The organism is Nocardioides sp. (genome assembly GCF_030149505.1).
GTDB lineage: Bacteria > Actinomycetota > Actinomycetes > Propionibacteriales > Nocardioidaceae > Nocardioides.
The window spans coordinates 37,071-56,956 of record NZ_JASBRN010000072.1 but is presented as its reverse complement, the minus strand read 5'-3'; the positions used below and the strand labels follow the sequence as shown (position 1 = coordinate 56,956).

Below are 19,886 nucleotides of genomic sequence, written 5' to 3'. Positions count from 1 at the left end.
CATGTCCGCCCCCAGCACCACCGCCCCCCGACCCCTCCGACGTCGAGCGCTCGGCGCCACCCTGGTCACCTCGCTGGCCACCTCCCTGGCTGCCGCGACGCTGGTCGGGGGCGGTCTGGCCCCCGCCGCCGCCGCCACCGCGGAGTGGCAGGACGGGCTGCACGACGAGGACACCCTCGTCTCCTGCATCACCGGCAGCCCCGCGACCGGCGTCAGCGCCAACGTCAGCTGGAGGTCGCCCGACGGCCAGGTGCCCGAGGTGGGCGAGAAGTTCTACCTGCGGGGCTACATCGGCCTGGTCGGGATGCCCTGCAGCGGCAAGGTCGCCGTGCTGCCCGAGATCCTCGTGCCGAGCGGCATCGAGTTCGTCGACGAGGACGTGCGCTGGGACCTGACCGAGGCCGGCGAGCAGCAGGACCTCGGGACCGAGCCGCTCGCCTTCGACCACGGCCAGAACGGCGGCATCCTGGTGGGCAACGCCGACTTCACCCCCTTCACGCTGCGCCAGGGCGACATCCTGGAGCTGCAGTTCCCGGTGCGCGCCACCCGCGTGCTGAAGGGGCCCGCCACCCAGCAGCCCGAGTGCCAGTCGCGCCGCGAGGGCACGGCGCCGTGCCCGGTCTCGCAGGCCGGCGACCACCTGCAGATCGCCTTCACCGTCGGTGGCCACGGCGGCGACAAGCAGTACGTCACGCCGTACGTCGGGCTCTTCGCCGGCGGCGGCCAGGACCAGCCCGGTGACCAGGTCGACTCCACCACCCGGGCCGACTTCACCGTCTCCACCCGACGCAAGGGCACGGCCCGGATCACCGTCGCGAGCGACCGGCCCGCGTCCGGCGAGGTCGTCGTCACCGATAAGGGCCGGCAGATCGCCCGCGGCACCGTGCAGGACGGCGTCGCCACCGTGCGGCTGCCGAGGCTGCGCGCGGGCAAGCACGTGCTGGTGGCGACGTACGCCGGCTCCGCGCAGGTCGCCGGGTCCGCCTCGGCGCCCCGTAAGGTGACCCTGCGCTGACCCCCGCCGCCGATCCCCGCCGCCGACCCGTGGCCCCCGCGACGACGGGGGCCGCGGGTCGGCGGTCCCGCACCGGCCCCCGCTGCGGTCGTCGGGGACCAGGGCACGTGTTGAGGTGAAGGGGAGGTGTCACTGGGCTGCCACGACTAGGCTGCTCGGCGTGATGGGGGCATGACGGCGTTCGACCGGATAGCGGAGGACCTGCAGGTCCGACGCACGGATGCCGGAAGCCCGTCGTACGCCGAGATCGCCCTGCGGATCGCCCGGCTGCGCGAGGCGCGCGGCGGGCCCGACGCCACGGCGCGGCCCGCCCGCACCACGGTGTACGACGCGTTCCGCACCGGCCGGCGGCGGCTGGACGCCGCGCTGGTCCTCGACATCGTGCGCGCGCTCGGCGCCGACGAGGACGAGGTCGCCGACTGGGACGAGCGCTGCCGCACCGCTCGCCTCGCCGAGGCCTTCCCCCCGCGCGCCGAGGAGCCGGCCGCCCCGGCCCCCTCGGACACCACGCCGCCACCTCCGACCTCCGCGCCACCGACCACGCCGGCCACTCCACCCCCGCCCGCGACGGTGCGGGCAGGCCTGCTCGTGGCGCTGGGCTGCGTCGTGGTCAACATGGTGGGTCGGGTCCTGGTGGTGGTGATCCCGGAGATCCCGCTCTACCTCGACATGGTCGGCACGGCCGTGGCCGCGGTGATCCTGGGGCCTTGGTGGGGCGCCGGTGTCGGCCTGAGTACCAACCTGCTCGGCGTGGCCGTGTCCGGCAGCGGCTCGATCCCGTTCGCCATCGTCAACGTCGCCGGGGCCCTGGTCTGGGGCTACGGCGTACGACGGTGGCGGATGGGCCGCACGTTGCCGCGGTTCTTCGCGCTGAACTGCCTGACGGCCCTCGTCTGCACGAGCCTCGCGGTCCCGATCATCATCGCCCTGGGCGGGGAGACCGGCAACGGCGCCGACGACGTGATCGACGCGATCCAGGAGACGGTGAAGTCCTTGTGGCTCGCGGTCGCCTCGGCCAACATCCTGACCTCCTTGGCGGACAAGACGATCTCCGGCTTCGTGGCCCTGCTCGCCATCGACCTGCTGCCGCGGGCGGTGACGGCTCCCGTGCGGCCGCTCATGCCGTGGGCGGCGGCACCCCAGCACGCGTCGGTACGCTCCGGGCCATGACATCCGCGACCCTGGTGCTCACCGTCATCGGCCGCGACCGGCCGGGTCTGGTCTCGGCCGTCTCCGCGCCGGTGGAGGCGCGGGGCGGCAGCTGGCAGCACAGCCAGATGGCCCGGCTGGCCGGTGAGTTCGCCGGCATCGTGCTCGTGAGCGTCCCGACCGGCGAGGTCGAGGCGCTCGAGCGTGACCTGGCTGCGCTCGAGGCGGACGGCCTGCGGGTCGACGTGCGCCGCACCGACGAGCCGGCCGAGCAGCAGGTGGCCGCCGTGGGACTGCACCTGCTCGGCACCGACCGCCCCGGCATCGTCGCGGAGATCTCCCGCACGATCGCCGCGCACGGCGTGGGCATCGAGTCGCTGGCGACCGGGCTGCGCGAGGCGCCGATGGCCGGGGGACTGCTCTTCGAGGTCACCGCCGAGCTGGTCGCGCCGGTCGACGGCGACCTCGAGACGCTGCGGGCAGCCCTCGAGCAGATCGCCGACGAGCTGATGGTGGACCTGACGCTGGGCTGAGCCCACGTCGGGGCCGGGTCGAGCGTCGGCTCAGCGACGCTTGAGGTCCTTGCGGGTCCGGCGGCGCAGCTGGAGGATCCGCAGCGTGCCGGCACTGGCGGTGAGCAGGATGCCCGCGGCGGTGGCGATGAGGAGCGCGACCGCGACCGGCGCCTCGCCCTCGAGCGCCAGGAAGCGCACGGTGGTCGTGTCGGTGTTCTGTGCGATGAAGACCACGAGGAGCACGAGCAGCAGCCCCAGGCCGACGGTGGCCACCCAGACGCCGCTGGTGCGCGAGCCGCGCAGCGGGTCGTCGCCGCGCACCGGACTGGTCGTCGTCGGCTCGGGGGTCCCGTCCGTCGACTCCGGGGCGGGGTCGGGCTGCGGGTCGGTGACGGCCTGGGTGGGCTCGTGCGGGGTGCTCACCGGTCGAATGTAGCGCCGCGGTGGCCTGGACCAGTTCGCCCGGATGGTGGGCGATCGCGGGATTCGGGTGACAGGTGCCCTACCGGCGCCTAGTGTTGACCTCGAACCGCTGGGGACCCGAGACCCCAGCGGTTCTCTACATCTCCGGGACCGTCGCGGCGGGCGTGATGCCGAGCGGGCGCAGCACGTCGGCGGCGAAGCGCTCCATCCCGTCGAGCTTCTGCTCCAGGCCCACGTCGAGGCCGTGGTAGTAGGCCCACGGCATCGTCATCACGTCGGTCACCCCGCGCTCCTCCGCGGCCGCGAACTGCTCGGGCAGGAAGGCGTCGGTCAGCGCGGTGATGAAGGAGAAGTCGCGCTCGTTGCCGGTCTCCTCGCGCATCCGGGCCAGCGTCGCGGCGTGCCCGGCAGCCTCCTCGACCGTGTAGAGGTCCCCGACCCAGCCGTCGTGCCGCGCGGCCCGGCGCATCGCGACCTCGCTCAGCCCGCCGACGTACACGGGGATGCGTGCGGTGGGGGTCGGCTCCATGACCAGCCGCGGCGCGGCGTAGTGGGTGCCCTCGAACTCCGTCCAGCCGGGCTGCCACAGCTGCTCCATCAGCGCCAGCGCCTCGTCGGTCCGCTTGCCGCGGGTGGAAAAGTCCTGCCCCAGCAGCTCGAACTCCTCGCGGCACCAGCCGATCCCGATGCCGAGGGCCACCCGGTTGCCCGAGAGCACCGCCGCGGTCCCGACGGACTTCGCGACCTGGAAGGGACTGCGCAGCGCCGGCACGTACACCGAGGTGAAGAAGCGCAGTCGGGTCGTCACGGCCGCGAGCGCCCCGACGAGCACCCAGGGATCGGGCCAGGCGGCGTCGTGGTCCCAGCGCCGGGCGCCGTCACGGGTGTAAGGGTACGGCGTCTGGAGGGTCTCCAGGTCCACCACGTGGTCGGGGACGGCCATGGCGTCGTACCCCAGCCGGTCGGCGGCCACCGCGAGGGCCGGGAGCTCGGTCAGGGGCAGGTAGGCGGTGCTGATCGAGAAGCGCACGGGCGCAGACTACGCGCGCCCCTAGAACGTGTTCTAGGGGCGCGCGCGGGGCCGTGCGGGTCGGACCGAGGGGCTCAGCCGAGCGAGGTCGGGTCGGTGTCGTCGGGGACGACGTGGACGGCGGCCTCCTCAGCAGACGCGGCGGCACCGTCGATGCCGACGTCGGTGCCCACCAGGTCCTTCTCCAGGTCCTCGCCCGAGCCCATGTCGGGATCGACCAGGCGACCGGCACGCTCGGCGCCGACCTCGCCGTCGTCGAGGGCCTCGGCCGCCTCGCGCTGGGCCGCCTCGACGTAGGGGTCCGGCTCGGGCTCCTCCTGGGCGATCCGCTGGTCCAGGGACTCCCCGACGGCCTCCTCGTACGGCGTGTTGCCGAAGCCCTGGGCGGGGGAGTACTTCTCCGGCGGGGAGTAGCCGCGGTCGAGCTCGTCCTCCACGTCGCCGTCGACGTCGGTGAGGTTGTCGAGGCCGACGGGCTGGTCCTCGTCGTCGACGCTGTAGTCGTGGTAGGACTCCGCGGCGGTCGTGGGGTCGAGGTCGCTGGGCTCGCTCTGGCTCATGGCGCCACCGTAGGCAGAGGGCGGGACGGCTCGACCCACCCTGTCAGGGGGCTAGCGGGTGAGACGTCTCTCGGTGTGGGTCAGTGCTGGGCGAGCAGGTCGGTGGACTCCGCGGCCAGCAGCAGCGCCCCGAGGAGGCTCGCGCGACCGCCGTGTGCGCTGCGGCGCACCGGGGTGGCCGAGACCGCGTCGAGGGTGTGCCGGCGCAGCCCCACGCGGGCCGGCTCCAGCAACAGGTCACCGGCCCGGGCCAGGTCGCCGCCGATGACCAGCACGTGCGGGTTGAGCAGGTTGACGATGCTCGCGAGTCCCCACCCGAGATGCAGGCCGGCGTCCTCGAAGGTGCGACGCGCGGCCGAGGAGCCCTCGTCGGCGGCCGCGATGATGTCGTCGAGGACGGCGCCCGGCTGCTGGCCGGACATCAGGGCCAGGATGGCGCCGATGGAGGCGTAGGCCTCCAGGCAGCCACGGCTCCCGCAGCGACACATCGGGCCCTGGTCGTCGAGCGTGAGGTGGCCGATCTCGCCGGCGAAGCCCGCGGCCCCGCGGAAGATTTCCGAGCCGAGGATCACCCCGGCGCCGACGCCGGAGGAGATCTTGACGTAGACGCAGCTGTCGTTGCCGCGCGCAGCGCCTGTGCGGTGCTCGGCCAGGGCGCCGAGGTTGGCGTCGTTCTCGACCGTCACTGGGAGATCGAGCGCCGCCTCGGCAACCTCCCGGGCGTCCACGCCCTCCCAGCCGGGGAAGATCGCGGGCGAGCCCACGGCGTCGTCGGTGATCGGTGCGGGCAGCCCGAGGACCAGGTGCAGCGCGGGCGCCGGCGGCAGGTCGGCCAGCATGGTGTCGAGCAGCGACTGGGCCGTGGCCAGCGCTTGGTCGTGCGGCAGGTCCTCGGCCAGCGCCACCCGCTCCTCGCGCAGCGGCTCGCCGAGCAGGTCGCCGACCGCCACGGCGACGTGGCTGTGCCCGAAGTCGATGCCCACGACGTACGCCGCCCGGCTGGCCAGCCGGACCGAGGAGCCGCGCCGGCCGCTGCCGGGCAGCACCTCCACCAAGCCCGCCGCGCTGAGGTCGCGGACGATGTTGGAGACCGTCGCGGGAGCCAGGCCGGTCGCGCGGGCGAGCTCGGCCTGCGTGAAGGCGGCGGGCATGGTGCCGCCCGGCGCGGCGGGGGAGCCCCCGGTCGCCTGCTCGGCCTCAGCGCGGGTGCGCAGCAGGTCCAGGACGCGGCGTTGGTTGGCGTCGCGCAGCGAGGACGGCGAGCCCGGGGCGGGCCGGACCGGAGCGGAGGGCATGGCGGAACTGTGACGCGCCTCTCGCGTCGGGTCAAGCACTTGTGTCTAAGTTATGAAGACAAAAGCGGTAACGCTTACGCGCAAAGAAAGTTTGTCTTCAGGTCTTGACGACAAGAATGTGGCGGCGTTCACTTCACTCGTCACTCATGGCCACCTGGCCGTCACGAAGGAGAAGGTCCGTGTCGCTCCACCTGCACCGCGTCGCCACGTTCTCGGCGTCGATCCTCATCGGGGGCCTGGCCCTCACCGCCTGCGGCGCCAACGAGGCCGCCGACTCGGGATCCGGCGACTCCGCCGAGGGCGGCGCGACCATCGCGCTGCTGCTCCCAGAGTCGAAGACCACCCGCTACGAAGCCTTCGACAAGCCCCTCTTCGAGGCTGCCGTCGCCGAGCTGTGCGACGACTGCACCGTCGACTACTACAACGCCGACCAGGACGAGGCCAAGCAGCAGCAGCAGGTCACCACCGCGCTCAACGCCGGTGCCGACGTGCTCGTGCTCGACCCGGTCAACGGCGCCGGCGCCACCGGCATGGTCTCCGAGGCCCAGGGCCAGGACGTCCCGGTCATCGCCTACGACCGCTTCATCGCCGGTGCCGACTACTACATGTCGTTCGACAACGAGACCGTCGGCCAGCTGCAGGGCGAGGCCCTGGTCGAGGCGATGGGCGACGAGGGCAACATCCTCATGCTCAACGGCGCGCCCAGCGACCCCAACGCCGCCCAGTTCAAGGCCGGTGCCCACTCGGTGATCGACGAGTCCGGGCTGACGATCCTCGAGGAGTACGACAACCCCGACTGGTCCCCGGAGAACGCCCAGCAGTGGACCACCGACCAGCTGAGCAAGTACGACGCCTCGGAGATCAACGGCGTCTACGCCGCCAACGACGGCCAGGCCGGCGGCGTCGTCGCCGCGCTGACCGGCTCGGGCGTGGCGCTCGACGCGCTGCCCCCGATCACCGGCCAGGACGCCGAGATCGCCGCGATCCAGCGCATCCTCGCCGGTGAGCAGGCCATGACGATCTACAAGCCGATCCCGATCGAGGCCGAGACGGCCGCTGAGGTCGCGGTCTACCTCGCCAACGGCGAGGACGTGCCCGACACCACCGAGACGGGTGTCGACCAGACCGAGTACGAGGGCGTCGCGTCGTTCATCTTCGACCCGATCATCGTGACCGCCGAGAACGTCGCCGACACCGTCATCGCCGACGGGTTCTACGACGCCTCGGACATCTGCACCGGCGACTACGCCGACGACTGCGAGGCGGCAGGCATCTCCTGATGAGCACCGTGGCGACGCCGGTCAGGGAGAGCGTGCTCTCCCTGACCGGCATCAACAAGAGGTTCGGGGCCGTGCAGGCCCTCTCCAACGTCTCCCTGGAGGTCGGTGCCGGCGAGGTCGTCGCCCTGGTGGGCGACAACGGTGCCGGCAAGTCGACCCTGGTCAAGGTCATCTCGGGCGTCTACCAGCCCGACGACGGCGCGATCACCTTCGCCGGTCGCCGGATCAGCGTCGGCGGCCCCAGCGACGCGCAGGCCCTCGGCATCGCGACGGTCTTCCAGGACCTCGCGCTCTGCGACAACCTCGACGTCGTCGCGAACCTCTTCCTCGGGCAGGAGTGGCGGCGGGGGGCGTTCATCGACGAGATCGGCATGGAGAGGGAAGCGTGGCGACTGCTGCGCACCCTCTCGGCCAAGATCCCCTCGGTGCGCATCCCCATCGCCGGCCTCTCCGGCGGCCAGCGGCAGACCGTGGCGATCGCCCGGTCGCTGGTGGGCAACCCCAAGGTGGTCATGCTCGACGAGCCGACCGCGGCCCTGGGCGTGGCCCAGACCGCCGAGGTGCTCAACCTCGTCGAGCGGCTGCGCGAGCAGGGGCTCGGCGTCATCCTGATCAGCCACAACATGGCCGACGTCCAGGCGGTCTCCGACCGCATCGTCGTGCTGCGGCTGGGGCGCAACGCTGCCGAGTTCGTCACCTCGCAGACCAGCACGGCCGAGCTCGTCGCCGCCATCACCGGCGCCTCGGACAACGTCGTGACCGCTCGCGCCCAGAAGACCTCCGAGCGCAGGGGAGAGACACATGAGTGAGCAGGTCCTGCAGGACGCGACCGCCTCGGCCCTCGCGGCCGACGCCGCCGACGAGCGGCTGATCAGCAACCAGGGACTCTCCGGCGCGGTCTCGGCCTTCGTGGTGCGGCTGCGTGGCGGTGAGCTCGGGATGATCCCGGTCATCATCGGCCTGGTCGTCATCGCGCTCGTGTTCCAGCTCAACGAGCCGACGTTCCTGTCCTCGAAGAACCTCGTCACGATGCTGCAGTTCGCGGCACCGGTCGGGGTGATCTCCCTGGGCATCGTGCTCGTGCTGCTGCTCGGCGAGATCGACCTGTCCGTCGGCTCGGTGTCAGGGTTCGCGGCCGCCTCGATGGCGGTCCTCATGGACTCCCGTGGGTGGGGCCTGGTCGGGGCGATGGCCGTGGGTATCCTCGTCGGCACCGCCGTGGGGCTGCTCTACTCCCTGCTCTACACGAAGATCGGCGTGCCGAGCTTCGTCTTCTCCCTGGCCGGGCTGCTGGCGTTCCAGGGCGCGCTGCTCTACGTCCTGGGTGACAAGGGCACCGTGGTGCTCCCGCAGGACTCCGCGCTCCGCTCCTTCGCGCGGGAGAAGTTCCTCAGCGACGTCCAGGCCTACGCGCTCCTCGCGCTGGTCGTGGCGGCGTACGTCGCGGTCAACCTGCTCACGATCCGCCGTCGGCGGGCCGCGGGGCTGACGCCGCCGTCGCTCACCGTGGTCCTGGTCAAGGGCGGGCTGCTGCTGGTGGGTCTGGGTTGGTTGACCTACTACCTCGGCATCGACCGCGGCTGGGGCTACCTCTTCGTCCTCTTCGCCGCGCTCGTCGTGGTGATGGACCTGGCGCTGCGCCGCACACGCTGGGGACGGCACGTCTTCGCCGTCGGTGGCAACGAGGAGGCCGCACGCCGCGCCGGCATCAACGTGCGCGGGATCTACGTCTCGGTCTTCGCGCTCTGCTCGACCTTCGCGGCACTGGGCGGCATCCTCATCGCCGGCCAGCTGACCTCGGTCTCGCAGAGCTCGGGCACCACCGACACCAACCTCACCGCCATCGCGGCGGCCGTCATCGGGGGCACCAGCCTCTTCGGCGGCCGGGGCTCGGCATGGGCGGCCCTGCTGGGCATCGTGGTGCTGCAGTCGATCCAGTCGGGGCTGAACCTGATGAACGTGGACTCCTCGGTCCGCTTCATCGTCACCGGCCTGGTGCTGCTCCTCGCGGTCGCCATCGACTCGGTCTCCCGCAAGGCCAGGTCGTCCTCCGGCCGGGGCTAGGACCGCCGAACCGTCAGGAATGAACCCCCGAGCCGTCAGTTCCGCACCAGGAGCTGACGGCTCGAGGGTTCAGAAGTGACGGTTCGGCGGTTCAGAGGTGACGGCTCGGCGGGGGGTCAGCGGGCGGCGTACAGGGTGGTGCGCTCGCGGACCGGGCGGCCGATGCCGGCACCGATCTCGACCAGTTCCTCGACGGTCTTGGCCGAGCCGTGCTCGGAGCCGGCCATCCGGGAGATGGTCTCCTCCATCAGCGTGCCCCCGAGGTCGTTGGCACCGGCGCGCAGCATCGCGCGGGTGCCCTCCACGCCGAGCTTGACCCACGACGTCTGGATGTTGTCGATCCGCCCGTGCAGCAGGATGCGTGCCATCGCGTGCACCGCGAGGTTGTCGCGCAGCGTCGGACCGGGACGGGCGACACCGGCGAGGTAGATGGGCGCCGAGGTGTGCACGAAGGGCAACGGCACGAACTCGGTGAACCGGGCGGCGCCGTGCTCGAGGGCGGCGTCCTGCATCCGCGTCAGCACCCGCAGGTGCCCGACCCAGTGCCGCGGGTTGTCGACGTGGCCGAACATCATCGTCGAGGTGGTCGGCAGCCCGACCCGGTGCGCGGTGGAGACGATGTCGATCCAGGTGCGCGCCGGCAGCTTGCCCTTCGTCAGCACCCAGCGCACCTCGTCGTCGAGGATCTCCGCGGCCGTGCCGGGCAGCGACCCGAGCCCGGACTCACGGGCCTTGATGAGGAAGTCCTCGACCGAGAGCCCCGTGCGGGCCGTGCCGTTGACGACCTCCATCGGGGAGAAGGCGTGCACGTGCATGTCGGGCACCCGCCGCCTCACCGCCGCGGCCAGGTCGAAGTACGCCGACGCCGGGAGGTCCGGGTCGATGCCGCCCTGCATGCAGACCTCGGTCGCGCCCAGGTCCCAGGCCTCCGCGGCGCGGTCGGCGACCTCGTCGACCGACAGGGAGTAGGCGTCGGCGTCGGTCCTGCGCTGTGCGAAGGCGCAGAAGCGGCACCCGACGTAGCAGACGTTGGTGAAGTTGATGTTCCGGTTGACGACGTAGGTGACCTCGTCGCCGACGACCTCGCGACGCAGGTCGTCGGCGAGCCGGCACACCTGCTCCAGCAGGGGTCCCTCGGCGGTCATGAGGGTCAGCGCGTGCTCGTCGGACAGGTTGCCGGGGTCGGCCTCGGCTGCGGCCAGGGCCTCGCGGCCCTCGCTGTGCAGCACCGCGGGAGCACCCGTGCGCGCAGCGGCCGCGCCGACGGTCTCCCAGTCGCCGTACACCTCGGCGAAGTCCGAGCGCCGGTCCGCCGAGCGCCCCTCGGTGTCGACCGCCTCGAAGAGGTCGGTGCGCCCGGCCGACTCCAGCCCGCCGTCGGGCTCCTGCCACGGCAGCCCCACGGGCCGTACGCCGGGGCGCGCGAGCCCCTCGGGCGTGGCCAGCGCCGCGACGTGGCCGCGCACGCGCGGGTCGATCCAGGCGGCGTCGCCGGCCAGCGAGGCGCGGACCTGCTCGGGGTGCACCGTGAGCCGTGCGGCCAGCTCGAAGCCGCACTCGGCGGTGACGGCGCGCAGCCGTTCGAGCGAGGGCCAGGGGCGCTCGGGGTTGACGTGGTCGGGGGTCAGCGGCGACACCCCGCCCCAGTCGTCGACGCCGGCCTCGAGCAGGGTGCGGCACTCCTCGAGGTCGACCAGGTTGGGGGGTGCCTGCACCCGGGCCCGGGGGCCCAGGACGAGTCGGGTGACGGCGATCGCGGCGCGGTACTCATCGAGGTCGAGGTCGTCGGTGTGCCGCATCGCGGTGTCGGGCTTGGCGCGGAAGTTCTGGACGATGACCTCCTGGACGGCGCCGTAGGCGGTCAGGGTCGCGCGCAGCGCGAAGATCGTCTCGGCGCGCTCGGCCAGGGTCTCCCCGATGCCGACGAGCAGCCCGGTGGTGAAGGGGATGGAGAGCCGACCGGCGTCCTCGAGCACCCGCAGCCGCACCGCGGGGTCCTTGTCGGGGGAGCCGAAGTGAGCCTGCCCCTTCTCCTCGAAGAGCCGCCGCGAGGTGGTCTCGAGCATCATCCCCATGGAGGGGGAGACGGGCTTGAGCCGGTTCATCTCCTCCCACGACATGACGCCGGGGTTGAGGTGCGGCAGCAGCCCGGTCTTCTCCAGCACCCGCACCGCCATGGCGCGGACGTAGGCCAGGGTGGAGTCGTAGCCCTGCTCGTCGAGCCAGGCCTGCGCCTCGGGCCAGCGGTCCTCGGGCCGGTCGCCGAGGGTGAAGAGCGCCTCGAGGCAGCCCATGGCCGCGCCCTGGGAGGCGATGGCCAGGATCTCGTCGGGGGAGAGGTAGGGGGCGCGGCCCTCCCGGGCGGCCTGCGCGGGGGTCTCGACGAAGGTGCAGTAGTGGCACCGGTCCCGGCACAGCCGGGTCACGGGGATGAAGACCTTGGGGGAGTAGGTCACCGTCGCGGGGCGACCGGCCGCGACCAGGCCGGCGTCGCGGACGCGGGCCGCGGCCGCGCAGAGGCGGTCGAGGTCGGGGCCGGTGGCGGCGAGCAGCGCCGTGGCCTCGGCCTCGTCGAGCCGGGCGCCCCGCTCGGCGCGGGCCAGTGCCCGGCGTACCTGGTGCGGGGTGGGCTGGTCGTCCATCGGCACAGGCTAACGATGGCACCCCAGCATCAACGGAGGGGCCCGACCGCCAAGACACCTGCTCAACGCGACCTCAACGCGACCTCGACGCGACCCGGGTCGCGCGCACCGGAGGCCAAGGCACCTGCTCACGTCACCGGGCGCCGTCCCGGGGGTGGACCACCCGGGGTGCCGCTGTCCACCCCGGTCTGGAGGTCATGACCAGACAGCGGGACCGTGTCTTTACCTTCGCGCGATCGTTTGGCACCGTGAGCACCTGTCCCGGCGGCGGGACACGAAGACATGGGGCCAGACGATGACCGACACCGCACAGCGTCAGGGGCGCGGGGCGCGCCTGCGGCGCGCCGTCCTGGTGCTCCTCGCCGCCGTCGTGGTGCTCGGCCCGATCCCCGTCGGCCTGGTCTGGGCCTGGAGGGTGCACCCGCTCCTGGTGGTCCCGGCCTACCTGATCGGGATCGCGGCGTGGCTGGTGCTGCTGAGTGGCGCCTGGTCGCTGGTGCAGCGGGTGCGCGGCGCGCTGACCGGCCGTCGTACGCCGGCGCAGGAGCCGGCCGAGCAGCCGGCCGAGCCGCAGCCCGACCAGCCGGTCGCACCCGCGGTGCGCTCGCAGGTGCGGATGCCTTCGCCCCGCGCGGAGGCGACGGCCCCGCAGCGGGTCAGCTGACCCACTCCTTGACCTGCGCGATCGTGGCGGCCGGGTCGTCGCTGGCCGGGGTCACGGACAGGTTGGTCACGCCCGACTCGCGGAAGGCGGCGATCCGCTCCTTGACGTAGGAGGCGGGGCCCACCAGGTTGCCGGCCTCGAGCCACTCCATCGGCACCAGGGCCTCGGCCTCCTTCTTCTTGCCCGAGAGGTAGAGGTCCTGGATCTCCTTGGCCTCCTTCTCGAAGCCGTACTCGCAGGCGAGCTGGTTGTAGAAGTTCTTGTCGCGGGCACCCATGCCACCGACGTACAGCGCGTACATCGGCCGGATGAAGTCCAGCAGTGCCTTGGTCTCCGGGCCCTCGCCAATCGCGACCATGCCGCCGGCGCAGATCTCCAAGGGCGCGAGATCGGCGGAGCGCTTCGCGGCACCGCGGGCCAGCGGCTCGCCCCAGATCTCCTGGGCCTTCTCGGGGTAGTAGAGGAAGGGCAGCCAACCGTCGGCGACCTCCGCGGTCATGGCGACGTTCTTGTCGCCCAGCGCGGCGACCCAGATCGGGACGTCGGCGCGCTCGGGCTTGTTGAGCAGCTTCAACGGCTTGCCCAGTCCCAGGCCCTGACCCTCGGGGAGCGGCACGGAGAAGGTCTTGCCCCGGAAGTCCAGCTTCTCCCCGCGCAGCCCCATCCGCAGCACCTCGATCACCTCGCGGGTGCGGGTGAGGGGGCGGTCGTAGGCCATGCCGTGGAAGCCCTCGATGACCTGCGGGCCGGAGGCGCCGAGGCCGAGCACGGCACGACCGCCGGAGACGTTGTCGAGGCCCGCCGCGGTCTGCAGCAGGGCGCCGGGGGTGCGGGAGTAGACGTTGAGGATGCCGGCGGCGATCTGCACGGTCTCGGTCTTGGCCGCGAGGTAGCCCATGAGGGTCGGTGCGTCGAAGCCGTACGGCTCGGCGACCCAGATCATGTCCAGGCCCGCCTTCTCCAGGCCTGCGACCTGGTCCGCGGTCTCGCGCGGGTTGCCGGCGTAGACCAGCGGCATCGACAGCTTCATCAGGGGGACCTCCGTGCAGGTGGTGGACGGTTCTGGATCGACCGTGACAGTAGCAGTGTCACAGTGCGCTGGGGAGCGGTGGAACGCCGCTCAGGAGCCGTCGTCCAGCCCGATGGCCCGACCCAGTGCGCCGGCCAGTGCAGCGGCGTACTCGGTGGTGAGGTGGTCGGTGTCGCGGTAGGAGAGCGTGCCGCCGATGACCACGGGGCAGAGGTCCTGCCAGCACAGCCACGGGGTGGGATCGACGACGTCGGCGGAGTGGAGCAGGGCCGACTTCACCGCCACGTCGCCCAGCAGGGTCGAGCGCTCGACCGGGGTGAACATGCAGTCCAGGAGGCTGGGCCGGGAGCTGGTCAGGCAGTCACCGGGGTCGTGGCCGGCCTTGGGGACGTCACGGATGAGGACGGTGCGGGCGGCGGAGTCCTGCAGGTCGTCGAAGAGCGCGTCGTAGCCCTCCTCGAGCACGTCGGCGACGTCGTCGAGGGACTCGCGGTGCTCGCCGTCGACCCACACGCCGTTGACCGGTGGGGAGGAGGCGACGATCGCCAGGTCCGGCTGGAGTCCGGCCACCGTCGCGGTGCTCCAGGCGCGGAACTCCTCGCACGCGGTGAACACGACGTCCTCGCGCACCGGGGCGACGACCACGTGGGCGGCCGGGCACTGGGGCTTGACGAGGTAGTAGGCGCGCCAGCCGTTGTCGGAGGCGATCCGGTCCAGCGCGGGGATCCAGGCCCGTGCGTGGGAGTCGCCGAGCAGCACCAGGGTGCGGTCGCCGTCGACGTCGCCCCGGGCACAGAGGGCGCGCACGTCGTCGTCCTCGTAGTCGCAGGCGCCCACGTCGGCGATCGAGCTGCGCAGGGTCAGCAGGTCGGGGGTGAGGTCGCTGGGGATGTCGACCTGGTTGCGCGCGGCCTCGACGGACGCGCGCACCAGGGCCACGGTGCGCTCGTGGTCGTCCAGCACGGCGACGTCAGCGGCCGCCGCGATGGCGGGGTTGTCGCCGCGCTCGCCGCCCTGCACGCCGGTCCACCACCAGCTGCCCGCGCACGCCAGGGCCACCACGGCCAGGCTCGCGGGGTAGAGCGCCAGGGACAGGCGGCGGCGCGAGCGGAGGCGGCGGGCCGGTGTGCCGGTGCGGAAGGGTTGCTCGACGAACCGGTAGGTCAGGGCCGCCAGGTTGACCACGACCAGCACGACGACGGCGGTCTCGACGGCGGTCAGGGGGCGGCCGGCGTTGCGCTCGGTGAGCACCAGGGCCGGCCAGTGCCAGAGGTAGAGCGAGTAGGACCAGTCGCCCACGCGCCGCATGACGGGGTTGTCCAGGAGCCAGCGCACGGGCGCGGCGAGCAGGCCCGCGGCGGAGCCGGCGAGGAGGACGGCAGCGGTGCCCAGGACCGGCAGCGCGGCGGCGTACCCGGGGAAGGGCGTGGCCTCGTCGATCACCACCACCGCCGCCCCGACGGCGACCAGGCCGCCGATCGACAGCACCCAGCCCACCGCCCGCGGCAGCCGCGGCGCCAGCAGGGGAGCGACCAGGGCGGTGATCGCGCCGACGGCCAGCTCCCACACGCGCGCCGGCGTGGAGAAGTACGCCGACGCCGGCGAGGTGGCGGTGGTGTGGACCGACCACGCGAAGGACGCGGCGGCGACGACCACCAGCGCGACCAGCACGGTACGGCGGGGGAGCCGCTGCTGCTTGCCCCGGCGGGTCACGACCCGCGCCGCCGCGACCAGCGCGAGCAGGAGCAGCGGCCAGACGAGGTAGAACTGCTCCTCCACCGCGAGCGACCAGTAGTGCTGCAGCGGCGAGGGTCCGGTCTCTGCGGCGAAGTAGTAGACGCCCTGCTGGGCGAAGTGGACGTTGGCGAGGAACAGCGCCGACCACAGCGCCTCGTCCAGCAGGTCGCGGGCATCGATGAGGGTGGTCCAGAACAGCGACATCACCACGGTCACGACCAGCACCAGGGTGGCCGCGGGCAGGATGCGTCGGGCCCGCCTGCTCCAGAAGTCGCCCAGCGACAGCGTGCCGCCCTCGCGGAGCTCGGCGTAGAGCAGACCGGAGATCAGGAAGCCGGAGATGACGAAGAAGACGTCGACCCCGACGAACCCGCCGGGGAGGAACGGGACGCCGGCGTGCGCGGCGACGACGACCAGGACCGCGACGGCACGCAGCCCTTGGACGTCCCCACGGAAGCCGCTCGCCACGGCCCGACGGTACCAACAGGCGAGGCTCGCGGACCGCTGTTGACCGCGGGTGGGAGGATCCGTCTCGACCTCGGCACCCGCCCCCTCGAGAGGACCATCCGTGAGCGAGACCCAGACCTCCTACCGCGTCGCCGTCATCGGGGGCACCGGCCCCCAGGGCAAGGGCCTGGGCTACCGCTTCGCCAAGGCCGGGCACACGGTCGTCCTGGGCTCCCGCGCGGCGGAGAAGGCCGTCCCGGTGGCCGAGGAGGTCACCGCGCGTCTCGCCGACGTGAGCGGTGCCGGAGCGGTCACCGGTGCGAGCAACGCCGAAGCCTGCGAGCAGGCCGACGTCGTGCTGCTGGCGGTGCCCTACGACGGCCACGACGAGCTCGTCGCCTCGCTGCCGCTCGCGGGCAAGACCGTCATCTCCTGCGTCAACCCGCTCGCCTTCGACAAGCGCGGCGCCCACGGGCGCGTCGTCGACGGCGGCGAGGGATCGGCGGCCGAGGAGGCCCAGCGCCTGCAGCCCGAGGCCACCGTGGTCGGTGCCTTCCACAACGTCTCCGCGGTGCTGCTGTGGGGCGAGGACGAGTTCCTCGACGAGGACGTGCTCGTCGTCGGCGACGTGGTCGAGGCCAAGGAGGTCGCGATGGACCTGGCCGCCTCGGTCACCGGTCGGCGCGGCATCGACGGCGGCAAGCTCCGCCTGGCCCGTCAGCTCGAGCCGTTCACCGCTGTCCTGATCTCGATCAACCGGAAGTACAAGACGCACGCGGGCGTGCGGATCACCGGTCTCGACGCGCACTGACGCGCGGCCGCACGTGCCGCAACGCCCACTCGGGCAGCAGCACGAGCAGGGCCACGACGATCGCGAGGAGCGCGCCGCCTGCCTGCAGGCCGGCGGCACGACCCACCACGACGTCGACGACCAGCACGGTGATGCCCACGATGAGTAGCCCGATGCCGGCCAGCACGCCGCGCACGGCGACGTCGGCGAGCGCCACGAGGCGGTCCTTGACGTGGTGGCCCGACAGCCGCCGGTGCACCGCGATGGGTGAGATGACCAGGTCCGTGGTGACCAGCGCGACCAGCACCACCGCCAGGTAGAGCCCCCGCTGGTAACCGTCGAGCTCCTCGAAGCGGCCCTGGAAGGGCAGCGTCAGGAGGAACCCGGCGATGAGCTGGGTCCCGGTCTGCATGACCCGCATCTCCTGGAGCAGGTCGCCCCACTTCCGGTCCGACCGCTCGTCCTCGGTCTCCCGCCGCCCGTCCTCGTCCACGGAGGCATCCTCCGCCGGACTGGTCCACCCGTTCCTCACGGGACGTTCACCCGCGTGTCGCCCCGCCGTGCACCGCCGGGACACCCGTGCGGAGGAACGTGGTGGTCGTGACGCTCGTGCCGCACGCCCGATCGACCACCACCTCCTCCGTCCTCGCCGCCTCCGTGGCGGGGCACCGCGGTGCCAGTGGCCACCGGCCCGAGCACACGCTCGAGGCATACCGCCACGCCCTCGCGCTCGGTGCCGACGCGATCGAGGTCGACGTCGTCAGCACCGCCGACGGCGTCCTCGTCGCTCGGCACGAGAGCGACCTGTCGGCCACCACCGACGTGGCGCGGCGCGCCGCGTTGGCGCACCTGCGCAGCGAGCGCGTCGTCGCAGGACGGCGGGTGCAGGGCTGGTTCGTCGAGGACCTGACGCTCGAGCAGGTCCGACTGCTCAGGGCCCGGGAGCGGTGGCCGCTCCAGCGCCCCGCCTCGGGTGCGTACGACGGCCTGCTGGCGGTCCCGACCCTGGACGAGGTCCTCGGGCTGGTCGCGGAGAGCTCGCGCTCGCACGGACGCGAGGTGGGGGTGCTCGTCGAGCTCAAGGACGTCGCGCCGTCCGCGGCGCGGGGCCTGGATCCCACGGAGGCCCTCCTGGACGACCTGCGTCGTCACGACCTGGACCGTCCCGACTCCCCGGTGAGCGTCATGGGCTTCGAGCCGACTGCCCTCGCCTCGCTCGCCGGTCGGACCCGGGTGCCGCTCGTCCAGCTGGTCGACGACCTGCGCGCCCGCCCCGCCGACCTGGCGGCCGCGGGCGACCCGCGCACCTTCGCCGACCTCGTCTCCCCGCGCGGACTGGCGGCTGTCGCCGACTACGCGACCGGACTGGGTCCGCGGCACTCGCTGCTGGCCCGCGACCTCGGCGACCGGGTCGTGCCCACGGGACTGGTGGACCGGGCCCACCGCCACGGGCTGGAGGTGCGGACCTGGACGCTCCGCGCGGAGGACCGCTTCCTCCCGCGTCCCTTCCGCGGCCACGACCGCTCCGGCCACGGGGACCTCCGCGGCTACGCCACCCTGCTCCTCGACCTGGGCGTCGATGGGCTCATCACCGACCACCCGGCGACCTGTGTGGCCGCCCGGGACGAACGCCCCGCCGACGTCCCTGCGTGAGGCCGAGCGGGCAGCTCCTTTGTGGAAGTCCTGCCCGTCCGGCCTCAGTCGCGCCAGCGGTCGCGCCGGGAGGCGCTGGAGACGGTGGCGGCCACGAGCCCGCCGGCCCCGGCCAGCAGCCACGGCAGCGGGCTGAGCCAGCGCAGGTCCTCGGCGTCCGCGACCCCACTGGCCACCAGGGCCCAGATGCCGACCATCCCGAGGAAGGCCAGGCCCATCACCAGGTGCCCGGTGTTGACCGGGTGGCGGCCCGCGGCCCACAGGCCGGGTCGTCCGTCGTGCTCCTGCTCCGTCATCGACTGCTCCTCGCCGCGGGTCGTGTCGTCGTACGTCGTGTGGTCGGCCGGCCCGCTCACTGCGTCCTCACCACGATCTCGCCCAGGTTGGTCTCGGCGTCGAGCACCAGCACCGGGCTGCCGGGGCCGCCGTCGTGGTCCTCGCGCACCAGGGTCTCGATCCCGCCGCGCTCCTCGCCGAACACCGTGATCTCGCCGGGCCCGCCGATCCGGGCCGAGGCCTCGACGGTGAGCCCCTCCTCCGGGACCACCACCTCGACCCGTCCCACCTGCACGGTGATGTCGAGGACCCGACCGTCCAGCTCCTCGAGGTCCGCGACCTCGGTCAGGTCCAGGACCAGCTCACCCACGCCCATCCGGTACTCCGGGTCCACCGACGCCGCGGTGTCGGGGGTCTCGCGCAGCGGGTCGCCGCCGATCCGGTCCTCGAGGGTGCTGATGAGCAGCACCGGCACCACGAGCAGCCCCACCAGCACCAGGCCGCCGCCCCGCCCGAAGAACGCACCGAGCACCAGGGCGGCGCCGATGATGCCGAGCGCCAGGGCCGGGTAGGCGCCGTCGGCGACGGCCACCCCCGAGAGGTCGACGGACATCAGGATGCCCTCCGCGATCGCCACCAGCGCCAGCGTCGTCCACAGCAGCAGCGGGCCGCGGCGGCGCGGGTCGCGCACCACCGGCAGGGGTGCCTGGGGCGGTCCCCACGCCGGGCCGGCCGTCCCCGCAGGGCCGCCCACCGGGGCGCCCGCCGGAGCAGCCGGTCCGCCGACCGGCTGCGTCGGTGCCGGGTAGCCCCCGTCCCTGCGGCTCAGTAGCACGGCCGCCACCACCGCCACGACCACCAGCTGCCACGGGAACCACGGGCCCCACGCGTTGCCCGCCAGCTCGGCGACGACCGAGATGCCGGCGATGACACCGACCACGGCCAGCACGACCCCGCGGGTGCGGTCCTCGAGCCGGACCGCGGCCTCGCTGCCGTCGTCCTCGGGCACGAGCAGCCAGCCCGCGGCGTACACGATCAGGCCGGCGCCGCCGAAGAACGTCAGCACGACGAAGGCGACGCGCAGCAGCAGCGGGTCCACGTCCAGGTGGCGACCCAGCCCGCCAGCGAGGCCCGCGACCTTCCGGTCGGTGGTGGAGCGTCGGATCCGCCCCAGGTCGCGGGCCTCCTGGGCCGTCGTGCGCGGGCCGTCGGTGCGGGGGCCCTCGGAGCCGGGCGCCGGGGGCAGGGGTGTCTCGGTCATGGCACCAGCCTGGACCTCCGCCGGGCCGCGCACCATCGGGGTCGACCCTGGTCCT

General features: G+C 73.0%; 19 protein-coding genes. 9 read left to right on the top strand and 10 right to left on the bottom strand.

What is annotated here, in order from left to right:
* Position 1: 1 nt before the first annotated feature.
* From Q1V71_RS15980 to Q1V71_RS15970, 3 genes are all read left to right on the top strand, one after another.
* Complete coding sequence (locus Q1V71_RS15980) at positions 2–1,015, top strand: Ig-like domain-containing protein (RefSeq protein WP_300645053.1); 1,014 nt, start codon at positions 2–4, stop codon at positions 1,013–1,015.
* 171 nt (positions 1,016–1,186) lie between these two features.
* Entirely contained in the window at positions 1,187–2,185 is a 999-nt protein-coding gene (locus Q1V71_RS15975; RefSeq protein ID WP_300645051.1) for a hypothetical protein, read from the top strand.
* Positions 2,182–2,697, top strand: coding sequence for an ACT domain-containing protein (locus Q1V71_RS15970; RefSeq protein ID WP_300645050.1), 516 nt, complete (start codon positions 2,182–2,184; stop codon positions 2,695–2,697). Before Q1V71_RS15975 ends, Q1V71_RS15970 begins: the two co-directional genes overlap by 4 nt.
* 30 nt (positions 2,698–2,727) lie before the next feature.
* On the opposite strand, the gene Q1V71_RS15965 is transcribed toward Q1V71_RS15970, so the two are convergent.
* The 4 genes from Q1V71_RS15965 to Q1V71_RS15950 all read right to left on the bottom strand — a co-directional run bounded on the left by Q1V71_RS15965 (position 2,728) and on the right by Q1V71_RS15950 (position 5,987).
* On the bottom strand, positions 2,728–3,102 hold the full coding sequence (locus Q1V71_RS15965; RefSeq protein WP_300645049.1) for a lipopolysaccharide assembly LapA domain-containing protein: 375 nt from the start codon (positions 3,100–3,102) through the stop codon (positions 2,728–2,730).
* 136 nt (positions 3,103–3,238) lie between these two features.
* Positions 3,239–4,132, bottom strand: coding sequence for a TIGR03619 family F420-dependent LLM class oxidoreductase (locus Q1V71_RS15960; protein WP_300645048.1), 894 nt, complete (start codon positions 4,130–4,132; stop codon positions 3,239–3,241).
* 74 nt (positions 4,133–4,206) lie between these two features.
* Positions 4,207–4,692 carry a DUF5709 domain-containing protein gene (locus Q1V71_RS15955; protein ID WP_300645047.1) on the bottom strand — a complete coding sequence of 162 codons (486 nt, stop codon included), beginning with the start codon at positions 4,690–4,692 and terminating at the stop codon, positions 4,207–4,209.
* An 80-nt stretch (positions 4,693–4,772) separates the two neighbouring features.
* On the bottom strand, positions 4,773–5,987 hold the full coding sequence (locus tag Q1V71_RS15950) for an ROK family protein (protein WP_300645046.1): 1,215 nt from the start codon (positions 5,985–5,987) through the stop codon (positions 4,773–4,775).
* 179 nt (positions 5,988–6,166) lie between these two features.
* Here Q1V71_RS15950 and Q1V71_RS15945 point away from each other — a divergent pair, with 179 nt between their 5' ends.
* Genes Q1V71_RS15945 through Q1V71_RS15935 form a run of 3 tightly spaced genes read left to right on the top strand, consistent with a single transcriptional unit; the run spans position 6,167 to position 9,331 of the window.
* On the top strand, positions 6,167–7,267 hold the full coding sequence (locus tag Q1V71_RS15945; RefSeq protein ID WP_300645045.1) for a substrate-binding domain-containing protein: 1,101 nt from the start codon (positions 6,167–6,169) through the stop codon (positions 7,265–7,267).
* Positions 7,267–8,076 carry an ATP-binding cassette domain-containing protein gene (locus Q1V71_RS15940; protein WP_300645044.1) on the top strand — a complete coding sequence of 270 codons (810 nt, stop codon included), beginning with the start codon at positions 7,267–7,269 and terminating at the stop codon, positions 8,074–8,076. Before Q1V71_RS15945 ends, Q1V71_RS15940 begins: the two co-directional genes overlap by 1 nt.
* Positions 8,069–9,331, top strand: coding sequence for a sugar ABC transporter permease (locus Q1V71_RS15935; RefSeq protein ID WP_300645043.1), 1,263 nt, complete (start codon positions 8,069–8,071; stop codon positions 9,329–9,331). The genes Q1V71_RS15940 and Q1V71_RS15935 overlap by 8 nt, the downstream gene beginning before the upstream one ends.
* Positions 9,332–9,447: 116 nt before the next feature.
* Here the strand turns inward: Q1V71_RS15935 and Q1V71_RS15930 are convergent, their stop codons facing one another.
* Positions 9,448–11,973 carry a bifunctional FO biosynthesis protein CofGH gene (locus Q1V71_RS15930; RefSeq protein WP_300645040.1) on the bottom strand — a complete coding sequence of 842 codons (2,526 nt, stop codon included), beginning with the start codon at positions 11,971–11,973 and terminating at the stop codon, positions 9,448–9,450.
* A 295-nt stretch (positions 11,974–12,268) separates the two neighbouring features.
* On the opposite strand from Q1V71_RS15930, the gene Q1V71_RS15925 reads away from it, so the two are divergent.
* Positions 12,269–12,637, top strand: a complete 369-nt coding sequence (locus tag Q1V71_RS15925) for a hypothetical protein (protein ID WP_300645038.1) — start codon at positions 12,269–12,271, stop codon at positions 12,635–12,637.
* Here the strand turns inward: Q1V71_RS15925 and Q1V71_RS15920 are convergent.
* Both Q1V71_RS15920 and Q1V71_RS15915 read right to left on the bottom strand, forming a co-directional pair.
* Positions 12,630–13,667: an LLM class F420-dependent oxidoreductase gene (locus Q1V71_RS15920; protein WP_300645037.1), complete on the bottom strand. Its 1,038-nt coding sequence runs from the start codon at positions 13,665–13,667 to the stop codon at positions 12,630–12,632. The two genes, Q1V71_RS15925 and Q1V71_RS15920, sit on opposite strands and share 8 nt — an antisense overlap.
* Before the next feature lie 90 nt (positions 13,668–13,757).
* The gene (locus Q1V71_RS15915; RefSeq protein ID WP_300645036.1) at positions 13,758–15,872 is read right to left on the bottom strand and encodes an acyltransferase family protein; all 2,115 of its coding nucleotides are present in this window, start codon (positions 15,870–15,872) and stop codon (positions 13,758–13,760) included.
* A gap of 100 nt (positions 15,873–15,972) precedes the next feature.
* Here Q1V71_RS15915 and npdG point away from each other — a divergent pair, with 100 nt between their 5' ends.
* Complete coding sequence (npdG, locus tag Q1V71_RS15910; RefSeq protein ID WP_300645035.1) at positions 15,973–16,662, top strand: NADPH-dependent F420 reductase; 690 nt, start codon at positions 15,973–15,975, stop codon at positions 16,660–16,662.
* On the opposite strand, the gene Q1V71_RS15905 is transcribed toward npdG, so the two are convergent.
* Positions 16,640–17,134: a DUF6328 family protein gene (locus Q1V71_RS15905; protein WP_300645034.1), complete on the bottom strand. Its 495-nt coding sequence runs from the start codon at positions 17,132–17,134 to the stop codon at positions 16,640–16,642. The genes npdG and Q1V71_RS15905 overlap by 23 nt on opposite strands.
* Before the next feature lie 107 nt (positions 17,135–17,241).
* Between Q1V71_RS15905 and Q1V71_RS15900 the strand changes: the two genes are divergently transcribed.
* Positions 17,242–18,294 carry a glycerophosphodiester phosphodiesterase family protein gene (locus Q1V71_RS15900; protein ID WP_300645032.1) on the top strand — a complete coding sequence of 351 codons (1,053 nt, stop codon included), beginning with the start codon at positions 17,242–17,244 and terminating at the stop codon, positions 18,292–18,294.
* A 44-nt stretch (positions 18,295–18,338) separates the two neighbouring features.
* Here Q1V71_RS15900 and Q1V71_RS15895 read toward each other — a convergent pair whose 3' ends face one another.
* Both Q1V71_RS15895 and Q1V71_RS15890 read right to left on the bottom strand, forming a co-directional pair.
* Entirely contained in the window at positions 18,339–18,650 is a 312-nt protein-coding gene (locus tag Q1V71_RS15895) for a hypothetical protein (RefSeq protein ID WP_300645030.1), read from the bottom strand.
* Entirely contained in the window at positions 18,647–19,831 is a 1,185-nt protein-coding gene (locus Q1V71_RS15890) for a PspC domain-containing protein (protein ID WP_300645029.1), read from the bottom strand. The genes Q1V71_RS15895 and Q1V71_RS15890 overlap by 4 nt, the downstream gene beginning before the upstream one ends.
* Positions 19,832–19,886: the final 55 nt, after the last annotated feature.